Origin of the sequence: Streptococcus sp. 79 (assembly GCF_013277425.1) — a bacterium.
Lineage (GTDB): Bacteria > Bacillota > Bacilli > Lactobacillales > Streptococcaceae > Streptococcus > Streptococcus pseudopneumoniae.
The window spans coordinates 3,445-19,162 of record NZ_VMMW01000020.1 but is presented as its reverse complement, the minus strand read 5'-3'; the positions used below and the strand labels follow the sequence as shown (position 1 = coordinate 19,162).

Here is a 15,718-nt window from a genome sequence, read left to right as displayed (position 1 = left end):
AGTGTGGCAATGGTCATTCTGGAGAACTAAATTATGCTTGTATCTTATAAATGGTTAAAAGAATTGGTGGACATTGATGTGCCATCACAGGAGTTGGCTGAAAAAATGTCAACCACAGGGATCGAGGTAGAAGGTGTCGAATCACCGGCTGCTGGTCTCTCAAAAATTGTCGTCGGTGAGGTCTTGTCCTGCGAAGATGTGCCAGAAACTCACCTTCATGTTTGTCAGGTTAACGTTGGCGAAGAAGAAGCCCGTCAAATCGTCTGTGGTGCCCCAAATGTGCGTGCTGGTATCAAGGTTATGGTGGCTCTTCCAGGAGCTCGCATCGCTGACAACTACAAAATCAAAAAAGGAAAAATCCGTGGTTTAGAGTCACTTGGAATGATCTGTTCGCTTGGCGAATTGGGAATTTCTGACTCAGTTGTGCCTAAGGAATTCGCAGATGGCATCCAAATTTTGCCAGAAAATGCCGTTCCAGGTGAGGAAGTCTTCTCATACCTAGACTTGGATGATGAAATCATCGAACTGTCTATCACACCAAACCGTGCAGATGCCCTTTCTATGCGTGGAGTGGCTCACGAAGTGGCAGCTATCTATGACAAGGCAGTCAACTTTAAAGAATTTACTCTTTCAGAAACTGACCAAGCTGCAGCAGATGTTCTTTCTGTGGGCATTGATACAGACAAGGCGCCTTACTATGCAGCTCGTATCTTGGATAATGTGACGATTGCACCAAGTCCACAATGGTTGCAAAACCTTCTCATGAACGAAGGAATCCGTCCTATTAACAACGTAGTGGACGTGACAAACTACATCCTGCTCTACTTTGGTCAACCTATGCATGCCTTTGACTTGGATACCTTTGAAGGGACTGACATCCGTGTGCGTGAAGCGCGTGCTGGTGAAAAATTAGTGACTTTAGATGGTGAAGAACGTGACTTAGAGGTGAATGACTTAGTTATCACTGTCGCAGACAAACCAGTAGCCCTTGCAGGTGTCATGGGCGGTCAAGCAACAGAAATCTCTGAGAAATCTAGTCGTGTCGTCCTTGAAGCTGCAGTCTTCAACGGAAAATCTATCCGCAAGACTAGTGGTCGTCTTAACCTTCGTTCTGAGTCATCTTCTCGCTTTGAAAAAGGTATCAATGTGGCAACTGTTAACGAAGCCCTTGATGCGGCGGCTAGCATGATTGCAGAACTTGCAGGTGCGACGGTGCGTAAAGGTATCGTTTCAGCGGGTGAACTTGATACCTCTGATGTGGAAGTTTCTTCTACCCTTGCTGACGTCAACCGTGTCCTCGGAACTGAGCTTTCATACGCTGATGTAGAAGATGTCTTCCGTCGTCTTGGCTTTGGTCTTTCTGGAAATGCAGACAGCTTTACAGTCAGCGTCCCACGTCGTCGCTGGGATATCACTATCGAGGCAGACCTCTTTGAAGAAATCGCTCGTATCTATGGCTATGATCGCTTGCCAACCAGCCTTCCAAAAGACGATGGTACAGCTGGTGAATTGACTGCAACTCAAAAACTTCGCCGTCAAGTTCGTACCATTGCTGAAGGAGCAGGTTTGACAGAAATCATCACCTATGCTCTAACAACTCCTGAAAAAGCAGTTGAGTTTACGGCTCAACCAAGTAACCTTACTGAACTCATGTGGCCAATGACAGTGGACCGTTCTGTCCTCCGTCAAAATATGATTTCTGGTATCCTAGATACAGTTGCTTACAACGTGGCTCGTAAGAATAAAAACTTGGCTCTTTACGAGATTGGAAAAGTCTTTGAACAAACTGGCAATCCAAAAGAAGAACTTCCAAATGAAGTCAACAGTTTTGCCTTTGCCTTGACAGGATTGGTTGCTGAAAAAGATTTCCAAACAGCAGCAGTTCCAGTTGATTTTTTCTATGCTAAAGGAATCCTTGAAGCGCTATTTGCTCGTTTGGGGCTCCAAGTAACTTATACAGCAACATCTGAAATTGCTAGCCTTCATCCAGGTCGTACAGCAGTCATTTTACTCGGTGACCAAGTTCTTGGTTTCCTTGGACAAGTGCATCCGGTCACAGCTAAGGCTTACGATATTCCAGAAACGTATGTAGCAGAGCTCAATCTTTCAGCTATCGAAGCAGTGTTTCAGCCAGCTGCTCCATTTGTGGAAATCACCAAATTCCCAGCAGTCAGCCGTGACGTGGCTCTACTCCTCAAGGCAGAAGTCACTCACCAAGAAGTTGTAGATGCTATCCAAGCTGCCGGCGTGAAACGTTTGACAGATATCAAACTCTTTGACGTCTTCTCAGGTGAGAAATTGGGACTTGGTATGAAGTCCATGGCTTATAGCTTGACCTTCCAAAATTCAGAAGATAGCTTAACGGACGAAGAAGTCGCACGCTATATGGAAAAAATCCAAGCATCGCTCGAAGAAAAAGTGAATGCAGAAGTGCGTTAAACGATAGTATGATACAAATTCCCCCTCTAGTTTATGAACACTAGAGGGGTGATTTTATATAATACTCAATGAAAATCAAAAAGCAAACTAGGAAGCTAGCCGTAGGTTGCTCAAAACACTGTTTTGAGGTTGTAGATAAGACTGACGAAGTCAGTAACCATATGTCTAAGGTAAGTCGACGCTGACGTGGTTTGAAGAGATTGTCGAAGAGTATAAAATAATTAAAATGTGATTTCTGTAAAAATACATCTATGATCAGAGTTTTGAAAACTTACAATGTCTAAATCTTTAACATAGTAGTGGTTTTTAGGCAATAAGATATGATCTATTGTTGCATTAAAAAGTTTTGGACTTTGGCTATTCCAAGTTCCTCTTTCAAAAGGTGGAAGTGCATTTAATGCGTCCCTATGAGAGCTTATTTTTGCAAGTGCTCCATGACGCATAGTTGCATTAAAATCACCTGCAATAATAGCCTTTGGATATTTTGAAGCCAATTGATTATGAATGATGTTTAAGTCTTGCTTCCAGATTTCCATTAAACCTGGCAGAGGAGGAGCAGTATGCAAAGCAATGATATCTGGTATATCTTGTTTTCTCGAATGTAATACAATTGTCCCGAACCGTGTTGTATGAAAAGTTTCAGCTTTTGTATAGAAATCGTAACTTTTCTTGACAATCACAGTCACAGGAGCTATTCCACTGTCAGTAGGTGGAGAAGTAAAAATATCATAGTTGGCCATAGAAAGTCCAACTTGATGAAACAATAGTTTGATTCTCTGGTTTTCTTGCTTACCTCTGATATTGGTAGCTAGTTCAGGGAATATAGCCATATCGGCATCAAAATGGCTAAAAATTCGCTCAATATGTTGTGCTTCTATTTGATTAGCGACGTTCCAAGTTACTAATTTTAAGGTTTTAGTCTTATTTGATACGGAAGAAAGGGTTTTATCTGTTCCGAATAATAGTAATATGAACGATAGTAAGAGCAAGATGCTAGAATAAAACCGTATTTGTTTATTTTTCTTGTAAAAAGATAGGGAAAAAAATACGAAACTTAAAATAGAAACCATAGTTGCAGTAGCTAAGGGGAAGGCATAAATCTGTGCCAAGATAGGTCTGGTAGATAGCCAAATATTAAGATTAGAAGATGGAAAAAAAGAATAAGCTATGATAGGGATAGCAAAGAGAATGACAGAAAAGGCAGAGAGAAATATTTTAATCATTGTATGAGTACCTCGATTTGCAATGGTTGCTCGGAGCTAATGTGACTTTGTGACTTTACTCGATTGATATTCTTTTTATTGTCTTCCTTATAGATTAAGTACAACCCAAGTAAAAAAAGTCCAATTTAAGATTGAAATGATTAAAAGTCACGGAGATGCAAGACAATTATACTACAAAAGGCAAACATTTGACAATCGATAGTCGTCGCTTAATCGAACGATGGAAAAAAAGAAGGAAAATCAAATAGAGAAATTGCCTCTCTACTTGGAAAAGCTCCTCAAACTATCCACACTGAAATTAAGCGTAGGACAGTCCGAAAATGTCTTGGAAAAGGGTGCTTCAAAGAGATTTATTCTGCCGACTATGCTCAACAGTCTTATGAAAATAATCGCAAGCACTCGGTCAAGAGATCAAGCTTGACCAAGGAACTAAAGGAAAAGATTCTCCACTATCATAACCAAAAATTTTCGCCTGAAATGATGGTGATGGCTAAAGGGGTTAACGTGGGAATTTCAACCATTTACTATTGGATTCATCATGTAAAATTGGGGTTAAGCAAACAGGAACTGCTTTACCCTAGAAAAGGAAAAGCGCTTAAGAAACAAGCTAGCACCAATTTTAAACTCGCTGGTCAATCTATCGAATTATAATTCGCTCATTTTTTCAAAAAATACATAGACGTAAAAGAAAGAGGGTTAAGAGATGAAGAATAGTGCTATTGGGAGTAATTGGAAGGATGTCCGGTCTCAACTCTTTACCAAGGAGGAAATCCTTGAAAGTGATATGCGAGTGGCTATCATGAGTGAGCTGATTGAAGCCAGGCATGAGCAAGGAATCAGTCAGAAAAAGCTAGAAGAACTTAGTGGAGTAAGCCAGCCTGTCATAGCTAGGATGGAAACAGGCAAGACTAGTCCTCAGTTGGACACAGTCTTAAAAGTCCTAGCCAGTTTGGGAAAGACACTAGCAGTCGTCCCACTCGAACAGGAAAAGAGTTGATTAGAGTAGACTCATACTCAATGAAAATCAAAGAGCAAACTAGGAAACTAGCCGCAGGTTGCTCAAAACACTGTTTTGAGGTTGTAGATAAGACTGACGAAGTCAGTAACCATATGTCTAAGGCAAGGCGACGTTGACGCGGTTTGAAGAGATTTTCGAAGAGTATTATAGTCTTTTCTAATAACAAGCCATAGTCACTTATAAGAATTACTAATAAAGCGTTTGAAGAGCATAACTGAAATAAAGCTATAAAACACGCTATACAAAGGATTTGAGGCATTTGTCTCAGGTCTTTTTCTTTTGTTTAAAACAGATATATAGTTTCAAACTATATCAAAGCCTAATTTTTTACAATTATACAGATGATTTCTTTTCTGTTAAGATAGTTTCAACAACAAATTTTGGAGGACACATCATGTCAACTACAATCATCGGTTTCCCTCGTTTGGGTGAATTCCGCGAATTAAAATTTACAACTGAAAAATACTTTAGAAAAGAAATCTCAGAGGAAGAACTTTTAGCAGCAGCAAAAGACTTACGTGCTAAACACTGGAACATTGTCAAAGAAAAAGGCATCACTGAGATTCCATCAAATGACTTTTCTCACTATGATAACTTCCTAGATGCAGCTTTCCTTTTCAACGTGGTACCTGCTTCAGTTCAAAACTTGGACTTGTCTGACCTTGAGCGCTACTTCGCTTTGGGACGTGGTTACCAAGGAGAAAAAGGGGACGTTCGCGCCCTCCCAATGAAGAAATGGTTTAACACTAACTACCACTACATCGTTCCTAAATTTGAAAAAGACACTCAAGTCAAACTTGCAGGTCACAAGATTTTTGATGAGTTCCAAGAAGCCAAAGAACTTGGTCTCAACACTCGTCCTGTTCTTGTAGGTCCCTTCACTTTCCTTCAATTGTCAGACTTTGAAGAAGGCGTGAAAGCAGACGACTTCGTAGATAGCTTAGTGGCTACTTACCAAGAAGTTTTTGCTAAATTGGCTGAACTTGGTGCAACTCGCATCCAATTGGATGAAGCGGCTCTTGTAAAAGACTTGACAGCTGAAGAAAAAGCTCTCTTCTTGAACCTTTACAACAAACTCTTGGCTGACAAAAAAGGTCTTGAAGTCTTGCTTCAAACTTATTTCGGTGATGTTCGTGACGTATACGCTGACCTTGTAAACTTGCCAGTAGATGCTATCGGTCTTGACTTTGTTGAAGGTAAGAAAACTCTTGAACTCGTTAAAGGTGGCTTCCCAGCTGACAAGACTCTCTATGCAGGTATTGTCAATGGTAAAAACATCTGGCGCAACAACTACGAAAAGAGCTTGGCTGTTCTTGAGCAAATCCCAGCTGAAAACATCGTTTTGACAAGCTCATGCTCACTTCTTCATGTGCCATTTACAACAGCTAACGAAGAATTTGAACCAGCTATCTTGAACCACTTTGCCTTTGCAGTTGAAAAATTGGATGAAATCCGTGACTTGGATGCTATCCGCAATGGTCAAGGTTCAGAAGCTCTTGCAGCCAACAAAGAACTCTTTGCGACTGAGCGTGTTGGTGAAAATGCTGAACTTCGTGCGCGTATCGCTGGCTTGACAGACACAGACTACACTCGTTTGCCAGCCTTTGCAGAACGTGAAGCTATCCAAGAAGAAGCTTTCAAACTTCCAGCTCTTCCAACAACAACGATTGGTTCATTCCCTCAAACAAAAGAAGTTCGTGCCAAACGTTTGGCTTACCGTAAAGGTGAATTGTCTCAAAAAGAGTACGACGCTTTCCTTGCTGAAACGATTGACGAATGGATCAAGTGGCAAGAAGATATTGACTTTGATGTCCTTGTTCACGGTGAATTTGAGCGTAATGACATGGTTGAGTACTTCGGTCAAAACTTGTCAGGATACCTCTTCTCTAAAAATGGATGGGTACAATCATACGGTATGCGTGGGGTAAAACCACCAATCATCTGGGGTGATGTCACTCGTCTTAACCCTATCACTGTTAAATGGTCTAGCTATGCACAAAGTCGTACAAACAAACCTGTTAAAGGTATGTTGACTGGACCTGTTACCATCCTTAACTGGTCATTCCCACGTGAAGACATCTCTATCAAGGATTCAACTCTCCAAATCGCCCTTGCTATCAAGGATGAAGTACTTGACCTTGAAGCTGCTGGTGTGAAAATCATCCAAATCGACGAGGCTGCTCTTCGTGAAAAATTGCCACTCCGTCGTAGCGACTGGTACGAAGACTACCTTGACTGGGCAATTCCTGCCTTCCGCTTGGTACACTCAACAGTAGCGCCAGACACACAAATCCACACTCACATGTGTTATTCAGAATTTACAGATATCATCCCAGCTATCGACAACATGGATGCAGACGTTATTTCCTTTGAGGCTAGCCGTTCAAACCTTGAAATCTTGGACGAACTCAAAGCGAAAAACTTCCAAACAGAAGTGGGACCTGGGGTTTACGATATCCACTCTCCTCGTGTGCCAAATGAAGGCGAAATCGACAATACAATCGAAGCCATCCTTGCTAAAGTGCCAAGCAAGAAAGTTTGGATCAACCCTGACTGTGGTTTGAAAACACGTGGTATTCCAGAAACAAAAGAAAGCTTGATCCGCCTTGTTGAAGCAGCGAAAGCTGCGCGTGAGAAATTGTAAGATTAGATTTCTCAAGAAGCGCTGTTTGGTCAATCTGCCTGTTTCACTTGGATTCTAGGAATCCAGCTAACGAAAAAAATTAACTAGAAAAGGATAATGACTATGTCACGCCAAACACCGTCACTCTCATTTGAAGTGTTCCCTCCCAACCCAGCCGTGGGTAATGATAACATTATTTCTGCCCTTCAAGATATGCAGGAGTTGACTCCCCACTTTATCAGTGTAACTGCCAGCAATAATAAATTTAATATCAAGGAAACGACGGTCCGTTTGGCTGATTTTATCCAAAATGACTTGGCGATTCCGACCATTGCCCACTTGCCAGCCATCTATTTGACTAAGGACAAGGTGGCTGAAACCATTGCGGACTTGGACAAGGTTGGGGTGCAGAAAATCTTGGCTCTTCGTGGGGATATTATTCCAGATGTGGAGCCGCAAAAGGATTTCCGCTATGCAACGGACTTAATTGAGTTCATCAAGGAACAAGCTCCTCACTTTGATATTGTTGGTGCTTGCTATCCAGAAGGGCACCCAGATTCGCCAAATCAGATTTTAGATATTCAAAATCTCAAGAAGAAAGTGGATGCAGGTTGTTCGAGCCTCGTAACCCAGCTTTTCTTTGATAATGAGCGCTTCTATGATTTCCAAGACAAGTGCATCTTGGCTGGGATTGATGTTCCCATTCATGCAGGGATTATGCCAATTTTGAATCGAAATCAGGCTCTCCGCCTCTTGAAGACTTGTGAGAATATCCATCTTCCACGCAAATTTAAATCCATCTTAGACAAGTATGAGCATGACCCTGAGTCGCTCAGAGCAGCAGGACTTGCCTATGCAGTGGACCAAATCGTGGACTTGGTAACTCAGGATGTTGCCGGTGTGCATCTCTACACTATGAACAATGCGGATACAGCAAAATACATCCACCAAGCAACACATGCCTTGTTTAATCATCAGTCTCTAGGATAATAAAAAGAAAACCATTCTTCTCAAGTGAGGGGAATGGTTCCTTTTTAATGGTAAAGACCGCACTTTTTAAGAAAAATATGATAAAATAGACTTTGTACGTACTTGATACAAAGATGAGGGTATTTAGGTTGTAGAAGTTTGTTTAAAGTTGATTATTTTTTAAGCAAAATCTGATAATGTGTGTCTCAAAAAACACGAACGGAGTGAGTATTTAAAAGATATTTCACGCTATCGTGGTATCTTAGATGATAACAATATTATTATCTAAGGCAGGATTTTTGAGAGTAAAATAGTTCGGGAAACTATTTTAGCCTGAGTATAGAAATAAAAAGGCGAAGTAATTAAAAATTACCATTGAAATTCCGTTGGATTTCTAAAATCATCCACTGGATAATTTTAGCTCCCGTCCGCACTATTCCAGGGAAATATCAAAAAGATACTTAATTGAATTTTGGCCTCATTCCTTAGGAAAAAAGATAAGCTTCCTAGCACTCATCGAGTGCGGCGTCACCTTCCTATTTTTCTACAGAAATGTTCGGCAAGCCGAACCGTCCAAAATATCTTGTGTAATTGAACACGCCTACAACTCTGTGGAAAAAGATAAATCTGCCTAGGAGCGGTCGCTCCGTCGTTCGATTTCCTATTTTCCTTTGAGTTGCTTAACGGCTTAGTATCTTGAGTAATTGCACACGGGCTAAATCCCTAGTGAAAAAGATAGATTTCCTGGTGCGCATCGCACACTGCGTCAATCTCCTATTTTCATACGGGATTCTTCACGCCCTTAGTATCTTGATCTTTGTAGGCAAGGCGTATAATTTCATCAATCCAAAGGGGATTAAAATGACAAAACAAGTGTTTCAAACGACTTTTGCGGGTCGTGAGTTAATTGTAGAGACTGGTCAGGTTGCTAAGCAAGCAAATGGCGCAGTTGTCGTGCGTTACGGTGAGTCAACTGTCTTGACTGCGGCCGTTATGTCTAAGAAAATGGCAACTGGGGATTTCTTCCCTCTTCAAGTCAACTACGAAGAAAAAATGTATGCAGCTGGGAAGTTTCCTGGTGGCTTTATGAAACGTGAAGGACGTCCTTCAACGGATGCGACATTGACAGCGCGTTTGATTGACCGTCCGATTCGTCCTATGTTTGCGGAAGGTTTCCGTAATGAAGTCCAAGTGATTAACACCGTGCTTTCTTATGATGAAAATGCATCTGCACCAATGGCTGCTATGTTTGGTTCATCCTTGGCACTGTCTATTTCAGATATTCCATTTGACGGCCCAATCGCTGGGGTACAAGTGAGCTATGTAGATGACCAAATCATCATCAACCCTACGCAAGAACAAGCAGAGCAATCTCTTCTTGAATTGACAGTAGCTGGAACCAAGCACGCTATCAACATGGTAGAGTCTGGTGCCAAAGAATTGTCAGAAGAAATCATGTTGGAAGCTCTTCTTAAAGGGCACGAAGCTGTCAAAGAATTGATTGCTTTCCAAGAAGAAATCGTTGCGGCAGTCGGTAAAGAAAAAGCAGAAGTAGAATTGCTTCATGTGGATGCGGACTTGCAAGCTGAAATCATCGCAGCCTACAACAGCGACCTCCAAAAAGCGGTTCAAGTAGAAGAAAAATTGGCTCGTGAAGCTGCTACTCAAGCAGTTAAAGACCAAGTGACTGCTGTTTATGAAGAAAAATATGCAGACCACGAAGAATTTGACCGCATCATGCGTGATGTGGCTGAAATCTTGGAACAAATGGAACACGCTGAAGTGCGCCGTTTGATTACAGAAGACAAGGTACGTCCTGATGGTCGTAAGGTCGATGAAATCCGTCCTTTGGATGCGGTTGTTGACTTCCTTCCTCGTGTGCACGGCTCCGGTCTCTTCACTCGTGGACAAACTCAGGCTCTTTCAGTCTTGACCTTGGCTCCGATGGGAGAAACTCAAATCATTGATGGTTTGGATCCAGAGTACAAGAAACGCTTTATGCACCACTATAACTTCCCTCAATATTCTGTAGGGGAAACAGGTCGTTACGGTGCGCCAGGTCGTCGTGAAATCGGTCACGGTGCTCTCGGTGAACGTGCTCTTGCTCAAGTCTTGCCAAGCTTGGAAGAATTCCCATACGCTATCCGCCTAGTAGCAGAAGTCTTGGAATCAAACGGTTCTTCATCTCAAGCCTCTATCTGTGCGGGTACTCTTGCCCTTATGGCTGGTGGTGTGCCAATCAAGGCGCCAGTAGCTGGTATTGCTATGGGACTTATCTCAGATGGAAATAACTACACAGTATTGACCGATATCCAAGGTTTGGAAGATCACTTTGGAGATATGGACTTCAAGGTTGCAGGTACTCGTGATGGGATTACAGCCCTTCAAATGGATATCAAGATCCAAGGGATCACTGCAGAAATCTTGACTGAAGCCCTTGCCCAAGCCAAGAAAGCTCGTTTTGAAATCCTTGATGTGATTGAAGCAACCATTCCAGAAGTCCGTCCAGAATTGGCTCCAACTGCTCCGAAAATTGATACGATTAAGGTCGATGTGGACAAGATCAAGATTGTCATCGGTAAGGGTGGAGAAACCATCGACAAGATTATCGCTGAAACAGGTGTTAAGATTGATATAGACGAAGAAGGAAATGTGTCTATCTACTCTAGTGACCAAGATGCTATTAACCGTGCCAAAGAAATTATTGCTGGTTTGGTTCGTGAAGCCAAAGTGGATGAAGTTTACCGTGCTAAAGTCGTTCGTATCGAGAAATTTGGTGCCTTTGTTAACCTCTTTGATAAGACAGATGCCCTTGTTCATATCTCTGAGATGGCTTGGACTCGTACCAATCGTGTAGAGGATTTGGTAGAAATCGGGGATGAAGTTGATGTTAAGGTTATCAAGATTGATGAAAAAGGCCGTATCGATGCCTCTATGAAGGCTCTTCTACCTCGTCCGCCAAAACCTGAGCATGATGAAAAAGGTGAAAAGTCTGAGCGCCCTCACCGCCCACGTCATCACAAGGAACACAAACCTAAGAAAGAATTTACAGAGACACCAAAAGATTCAGAGTAAGAAAAGGAGAAATGTATGGGGTGGTGGCGCGAAACCATTGATATCGTAAAAGAAAATGATCCAGCGGCCCGCACCACTTTGGAGGTTTTGCTGACTTATCCAGGTGTCAAGGCCTTGGCGGCCCACCGTCTCTCGCATTTTCTCTGGAAGTACGACTTCAAACTCCTGGCTCGTATGCACAGTCAGTTCTGGCGCTTTTGGACTCAGATTGAGATTCATCCAGGTGCCCAGATTGATTCAGGTGTCTTTATCGACCACGGTTCAGGCTTGGTTATTGGAGAAACAGCGATCGTTGAAAAAGGCGTTCTTCTTTATCACGGGGTGACTCTTGGTGGAACTGGTAAGGATGTTGGAAAACGCCATCCGACCGTTCGAAAGGGAGCTCTCATATCGGCTCATGCCCAAGTCATCGGACCAGTGGAAATCGGTGAAAATGCCAAGGTTGGTGCAGCAGCAGTTGTCGTGGCAGATGTACCTAGTGATGTGACGGTTGTCGGTATTCCGGCTAAGATTGTCCGCCTTCATGGTAAGAAGGATGAGCCTGTCATTCACGAAGTCGAAGAAAAACGAGAGTATTATGTTAATAAACTCGAGCAGGCTAAAGAAGCCAGTCATAGATCGTCTGGTTTGTAGAGGATACCTATATGATTCAAGCAAGAAACAAGTTAAGCCAAGAGGAGTTATCTGAGGCGAAACAACTAATTAACTGTTGCCAAAACTATGACGGTACCTATCGTGATCCCTATCTCTCTAACATGCTTAATTTTGACCCAAACATGCCCGCCTTTTTCCTTTATTATGAAAAAGGCGAACTTGTTGGTCTCTTAACTGTTTATGCAGATGATCAAGATGTGGAAGTGACGATACTGGTTCATCCAGATCATCGCCGTCAGGGAATTGCGCGTGCTTTGTTTACGAGTTTTGAGAAAGAAACAGCTTCTTTCTCTATTTGTTCAGTCACTTTTCAGACAGAGCGTATTTTTCTAGAGCGTCATCCTGATTTTGTCAATAATTGGGGATTGGTCGAGGATGAAGAGACAGAAACCTGGTTAGGTAAGGATAGAAGACCATATCAGTTAGCAAAACTTTCTAATCTTGAAGTTTTGTTAGTAGATAGTTCGTATCAGGAGCAAATTAGCCAGTTAAAATTTCAGGCATTTTCAGAGGAACATGAATCTAGAGAAGTTGTGGATAGATATGTCGCTGAAGCTCTGAAGGATCCAGAAAGTCGCTTATATATTTTGTTAAAAGACGGTCAAGTTATTGGAACTTGCACGGTTGATTTATCGAGCGATACGAATTACTTCTACGGTTTAGCAATATCAGAACCTGAACGTGGCAAAGGCTATGGGAGCTACTTAGCAAAATCCCTTGTCAACCAACTAATTGAGCAAAATGATAAGAAATTTCAGATTGCAGTGGAAGATAGCAATGTAGGTGCCAAGTGTTTGTATGAAAAAATTGGCTTTGTCAAACAGACTCAGGTGGTTTATCTGAATGAGAAAGGAGCAAGGGATTCCGGAGTGTAGAGAGATTCGGACTGAAATTCAATTGAACTCTTAGTGACGAAACTAACAGTTCTTGGATTTTAGCTTTCCTGATTATGATTTATGATTAAAATCTATGACACCATGTCTCGTGATTTGCGAGAATTTGTCCCGATTGAGGACGGTAAGGTCAAGATGTATGTTTGTGGGCCAACTGTGTACAACTATATCCACGTGGGGAATGCCCGCTCAACAGTGGCTTTTGATACGGTTCGTCGCTATTTTGAGTACCGTGGGTATGAGGTTGCCTATATTTCCAATTTTACAGATGTAGATGATAAGATTATCAACCGTGCCAAGGAAGAGGGCATCACGCCTCAGGAGGTTGCGGACAAGTACATCACTGCCTTTCGTGAGGATGTGACAGCCTTGGGCGTCAAACCTGCGACCCGCCATCCGCGTGTGGTGGAGTTTATGGCTGACATCATCCGCTTTGTGGAAGATTTGATTGAAAAAGGCTTTGCCTACGAGAGTCACGGAGATGTCTATTTCCGTGTGGAAAAATCTCACAACTATGCCAAATTGGCTAATAAAACCTTGGAAGATTTGGAGCTGGGTGCTTCAGGTCGTACCGATGAAGAAACGGCTCGTAAGGAAAATCCTGTAGACTTTGCCCTCTGGAAATCTGCTAAACCAGGCGAGATTTCTTGGGATAGTCCTTGGGGATCTGGCCGTCCGGGTTGGCATATCGAGTGTTCGGTTATGTCAACAGAGATTTTGGGCGACACCATTGATATTCACGGTGGTGGAGCTGACCTTGAGTTTCCGCATCACACCAATGAAATTGCCCAGTCAGAAGCCAAAACAGGCAAGACCTTTGCTAACTACTGGATGCACAATGGCTTTGTCAACATCGATAATGTCAAGATGTCTAAATCTTTGGGCAACTTTATCACAGTACATGATGCCCTTAAAACCCTTGATGGCCAAGTCCTTCGTTTCTTCTTTGCGACTCAGCATTACCGTAAGCCTATCAACTTCACGGAAAAGGCAGTTCGCGATGCCGAGACCAATCTCAAGTATCTGAAGAATACTTACGAACAACCATTTACAGGAAATGTGGATGCCCAAGAGTTACAAAACTTTAAAGATAAGTTTGTAGCAGCTATGGATGAAGATTTTAATGCTGCCAACGGTATCACAGTTGTCTTTGAAATGGCCAAATGGATCAACTCAGGGAACTATGATACAAGTGTCAAGCAAGCTCTTGCGGATATGTTAAAAGTTTTTGGAATTGTCTTTGTTGAGGAAGTTTTGGATGCAGAGATTGAAGACTTGATTCAAAAACGCCAAGAGGCGCGTGCCAATCGAGACTTTGAGACAGCAGACCAAATCCGAGACCAACTGGCTGCTCAAGGCATTAAACTATTGGATACAAAAGATGGAGTGAGGTGGACACGTGATTGATGTCAATCTCATTAACGGGATTGCGCTAGCCTTTGAGGGAGATGCGGTGTATTCTATGTATATTCGCCGCCACCTTATCCTCAAAGGTATGACCAAGCCCAATAAACTCCACCAAGAGGCGACCAAGTACGTGTCAGCCAAGGCTCAAGCTCGCCTGATTTCCCTCATGTTGGAGGAGCAGATCCTAACGGAAAAAGAAGAAGAAATCTACAAACGTGGCCGCAATACCAATAGCCACACAAAGGCTAAAAATGCAGATGTCGTGACTTATCGTATGTCCACGGGATTTGAAGCAGTTATGGGCTATCTCCATATGACTGAGAATCTGGAACGTCTTGAGAGTTTGGTTTCATGGTGCATCCAAAAAGTGGAGGGCTAGAACATGAGGGCAAAAGAACTACAAGACTGGTTTCCTGAGGCTCGGATTTCAGACCAACCAGTAGAGAAAGAGGGCTATCTCACGCTCCCTTTAGCTTCTCAGCAGTGGATTTTGCTGGAGGAAGCTGGGCTCAGCGAGCGTGAAAAGCAGTTGGTTGCCCTTTTGACCCAGCAGGAGCAGGCTCGTTCGCTAAATCCTTGGTATTCCTATCTGGTTGAGGGCAAGGGACAGGCACCGCAAGTTTTTAAAAAGATTCAGTTGGTTTATTGCCATCTTTCTTATTTTCAGCAGGAAAATCTGGCTTCTTGGATAGATATGATGCGGACTCTTTTTCCGAATTGCCAGACAGTGCTACAGGTCGGAGCTCAGGATTATGTTTTCGTGCTTCAACAAGACAAATACACTTCTGTAAGAGATATTTTAAGTGATACGATTGAAGCGGTTGAGTATGACTTTGGACTTCGTCTGTCAATCATGTTGGGTCAGGTTTGGTCTCAGACGGGACATCAAGCCCTATCAGACTTAATCAAAGCGGAGCGGGATTTGTTCAAGACATGGTGGCGTCAGGGTCACCATGGTGTTCATACTTTTTCTCAGCTCTATCTTTGGAGTATGGGAGAAAGACTCGTGGACTTGAGAGTAATCAAGGAATGTCTACACCAGATGATTTTGGATCAAGATCAGATTCAGGAAATCATTCTCTCCCTTTGGGAAAATAGTGCTGTCCTAACAAAAACAGCCCAGCAACTCTATCTGCACCGCAATTCTCTCCAATACAAGATTGATAAATGGGAAGAGTTGACAGGGCTTCAGTTGAAAGAGTTGACCGACCTGACCTTGTGTTATCAATTGATTTTAGGTTCTTTGTCAACTATAGTTGGTTTGTAAAGAAGTTAATATTTGGAGAAGAGGATTGCCATCTTCTCCATTTTTATGTGCAGAGTTATAGTGGATTGAGGCTGTCAATCGAAAGTGATGATGTCCCAAAAAAATGGTGAGATTGAGGGCAATTATTTTGCTTTCATCAGGGATTGCATG

At 42.5% G+C, this 15,718-nt stretch carries 11 protein-coding genes and 1 pseudogene; 11 read left to right on the top strand and 1 reads right to left on the bottom strand.

The annotated features are described in order from the left end of the window. The first annotated feature begins 33 nt into the window (after window positions 1-33). Complete coding sequence (gene pheT / locus HT729_RS04720) at window positions 34-2,439, top strand: phenylalanine--tRNA ligase subunit beta (protein WP_172931737.1); 2,406 nt, start codon at window positions 34-36, stop codon at window positions 2,437-2,439. 221 nt (window positions 2,440-2,660) lie between these two features. Here the strand turns inward: pheT and HT729_RS04715 are convergent, their stop codons facing one another. Next, window positions 2,661-3,662 carry an endonuclease/exonuclease/phosphatase family protein gene (locus tag HT729_RS04715; RefSeq protein WP_000590359.1) on the bottom strand — a complete coding sequence of 334 codons (1,002 nt, stop codon included), beginning with the start codon at window positions 3,660-3,662 and terminating at the stop codon, window positions 2,661-2,663. A gap of 155 nt (window positions 3,663-3,817) precedes the next feature. On the opposite strand from HT729_RS04715, the pseudogene HT729_RS04710 reads away from it, so the two are divergent. The 10 genes and pseudogenes from HT729_RS04710 to HT729_RS04660 all read left to right on the top strand — a co-directional run. Beyond that, window positions 3,818-4,307: pseudogene (locus HT729_RS04710) on the top strand (helix-turn-helix domain-containing protein); the annotation flags it as partial. A gap of 58 nt (window positions 4,308-4,365) precedes the next feature. Further along, window positions 4,366-4,659, top strand: a complete 294-nt coding sequence (locus HT729_RS04705) for a helix-turn-helix transcriptional regulator (protein ID WP_000797748.1) — start codon at window positions 4,366-4,368, stop codon at window positions 4,657-4,659. Between the two features lie 415 nt (window positions 4,660-5,074). Further along, window positions 5,075-7,324 (top strand): 5-methyltetrahydropteroyltriglutamate--homocysteine S-methyltransferase, encoded by a 2,250-nt coding sequence (gene metE / locus HT729_RS04695; protein ID WP_054393153.1) that lies wholly within the window; start codon window positions 5,075-5,077, stop codon window positions 7,322-7,324. A gap of 102 nt (window positions 7,325-7,426) precedes the next feature. After that, window positions 7,427-8,293: a methylenetetrahydrofolate reductase [NAD(P)H] gene (gene metF, locus HT729_RS04690; RefSeq protein WP_023933248.1), complete on the top strand. Its 867-nt coding sequence runs from the start codon at window positions 7,427-7,429 to the stop codon at window positions 8,291-8,293. Between the two features lie 840 nt (window positions 8,294-9,133). Then, on the top strand, window positions 9,134-11,347 hold the full coding sequence (pnp, locus tag HT729_RS04685) for a polyribonucleotide nucleotidyltransferase (protein ID WP_172931736.1): 2,214 nt from the start codon (window positions 9,134-9,136) through the stop codon (window positions 11,345-11,347). Window positions 11,348-11,362: 15 nt separating this feature from the next. Further along, the gene (cysE, locus tag HT729_RS04680) at window positions 11,363-11,980 is read left to right on the top strand and encodes a serine O-acetyltransferase (RefSeq protein WP_023933244.1); all 618 of its coding nucleotides are present in this window, start codon (window positions 11,363-11,365) and stop codon (window positions 11,978-11,980) included. An 11-nt stretch (window positions 11,981-11,991) separates the two neighbouring features. Further along, window positions 11,992-12,876 carry a GNAT family N-acetyltransferase gene (locus tag HT729_RS04675; protein WP_172931735.1) on the top strand — a complete coding sequence of 295 codons (885 nt, stop codon included), beginning with the start codon at window positions 11,992-11,994 and terminating at the stop codon, window positions 12,874-12,876. Window positions 12,877-12,957: 81 nt separating this feature from the next. Then, window positions 12,958-14,301 (top strand): cysteine--tRNA ligase, encoded by a 1,344-nt coding sequence (gene cysS / locus HT729_RS04670; RefSeq protein ID WP_172931734.1) that lies wholly within the window; start codon window positions 12,958-12,960, stop codon window positions 14,299-14,301. Next, window positions 14,294-14,680, top strand: a complete 387-nt coding sequence (locus HT729_RS04665) for a Mini-ribonuclease 3 (RefSeq protein WP_000567919.1) — start codon at window positions 14,294-14,296, stop codon at window positions 14,678-14,680. Before cysS ends, HT729_RS04665 begins: the two co-directional genes overlap by 8 nt. 3 nt (window positions 14,681-14,683) lie before the next feature. Beyond that, a complete protein-coding gene (locus tag HT729_RS04660; protein WP_172931733.1) occupies window positions 14,684-15,568 on the top strand; it encodes a PucR family transcriptional regulator in 885 nt (294 codons plus the stop codon). The last annotated feature ends 150 nt before the right edge of the window (window positions 15,569-15,718 follow it).

Excerpts from the sequence above, each read along its gene's own strand:
- pheT (WP_172931737.1), top strand. The coding sequence starts at position 34 with ATGCTTGTATCTTATAAATGGTTAAAAGAATTGGTGGACATTGATGTG.
- HT729_RS04715 (WP_000590359.1), bottom strand. The coding sequence starts at position 3,662 with ATGATTAAAATATTTCTCTCTGCCTTTTCTGTCATTCTCTTTGCTATC.
- HT729_RS04705 (WP_000797748.1), top strand. The coding sequence starts at position 4,366 with ATGAAGAATAGTGCTATTGGGAGTAATTGGAAGGATGTCCGGTCTCAA.
- metE (WP_054393153.1), top strand. The coding sequence starts at position 5,075 with ATGTCAACTACAATCATCGGTTTCCCTCGTTTGGGTGAATTCCGCGAA.
- metF (WP_023933248.1), top strand. The coding sequence starts at position 7,427 with ATGTCACGCCAAACACCGTCACTCTCATTTGAAGTGTTCCCTCCCAAC.
- pnp (WP_172931736.1), top strand. The coding sequence starts at position 9,134 with ATGACAAAACAAGTGTTTCAAACGACTTTTGCGGGTCGTGAGTTAATT.
- cysE (WP_023933244.1), top strand. The coding sequence starts at position 11,363 with ATGGGGTGGTGGCGCGAAACCATTGATATCGTAAAAGAAAATGATCCA.
- HT729_RS04675 (WP_172931735.1), top strand. The coding sequence starts at position 11,992 with ATGATTCAAGCAAGAAACAAGTTAAGCCAAGAGGAGTTATCTGAGGCG.
- cysS (WP_172931734.1), top strand. The coding sequence starts at position 12,958 with ATGATTAAAATCTATGACACCATGTCTCGTGATTTGCGAGAATTTGTC.
- HT729_RS04660 (WP_172931733.1), top strand. The coding sequence starts at position 14,684 with ATGAGGGCAAAAGAACTACAAGACTGGTTTCCTGAGGCTCGGATTTCA.